The organism is Nocardioides sp. CPCC 206348, assembly GCF_048654705.1.
Lineage (GTDB): Bacteria > Actinomycetota > Actinomycetes > Propionibacteriales > Nocardioidaceae > Nocardioides.
Map to the genome: position 1 here is coordinate 6,639 of NZ_JBMCZA010000214.1, position 1,025 is coordinate 7,663.

The following is a 1,025-nucleotide window of genomic DNA, read 5'->3' on the forward strand; positions in this document are numbered from 1 at the left end:
ACCCGTGACTGTCGTCACGCCAGGCGGTCGGGCCTCCGGCGAGCGGTCTTCACGCGGGCCACGAGGCGGCGTTGACGGGCCTTGCGCATGCGGTCGTCGAGGTCCTGGCGGACCCGGGCCTCATTGAGCATCTCGAACATGGCGTTCCTCCTCTCGTGTGTTGGGCGGGTGGAGTGCAGGTCAGGCAGGGACGAGCGCGATGTCGCCGGACACCGTCGTGGCGCGCAGCTCGAGGTGGTCAGCACCCGGCTCCGGTTCGCCGACGGCCTGCAGCGTCGAGGAGATCCGGCCGCTGAGGGTGCTGACGTCGGTCCACACCGGCGTGCCGGCGGGCACGCCGACGCGGATGTCACCGGACGCACCCTTGGCGCTGATCTTGCCGCGATGGGCAGCCCGGACCAGGACGTCACCCGAGGCCGTCGTGCTCGCGACGTCGGACTCGGCCTCACCGATCTCGAGGTCACCGGACCCGGTCTTCACGACGACCGGGCCACGGGCGTGGGCGATCCGGATGTCGCCGGAGCCGGTGGAGATCGAGGCCGATCCCCCGGTCCGGTCCAGGGCGACATCTCCGGAACCGCTGCGGATCTTGAGGTCCCCCGCGGCACCGGCGACCCGGACATCGCCCGAGCCGGTGTCGATGACGAGGACGCCGTCGACCTGGTCGAGCACGGACTCGCCGGACCCGCTCTTGAGGCGGACGTCGCCCAGCGGACCCGAGGCAGTCAGGTCAGCGCTGCCGGTCTTGGCGACCAGGTGGCTGCCCTGCCCGGCGTGGATCTCGATGTCGAGGTGCTGGTCGCCGCCGAAGAAGCCGGTGCGGTTCTTGGGAGCGATGACGCTGATCCGGTCACCTTCCTCCTGGACCGTCACCTCGGTGGCGCGGGCGCCACGCACCCGCACCTCGGTGGTGGTGCGGTCGGACGTGGTGACGACGACGCGGCCGGAGCCGTTCTCGACGTACAGGTGAACGGGGGTGGGGGTGTCGAAGACGCGGGTGACGGGTTCGGACATGGCGTGCTCCT

2 protein-coding genes are annotated in these 1,025 nt (G+C 71.1%); both read right to left on the reverse strand.

The annotated features are described in order from the left end of the window. Nucleotides 1-14: 14 nt before the first annotated feature. Nucleotides 15-140, reverse strand: coding sequence for a hypothetical protein (locus ACOADB_RS22765; RefSeq protein WP_378604038.1), 126 nt, complete (start codon nucleotides 138-140; stop codon nucleotides 15-17). Between the two features lie 40 nt (nucleotides 141-180). Further along, on the reverse strand, nucleotides 181-1,025 hold an 845-nt coding region (locus tag ACOADB_RS22770; RefSeq protein WP_378604041.1), incomplete at its 5' end, for a DUF4097 family beta strand repeat-containing protein.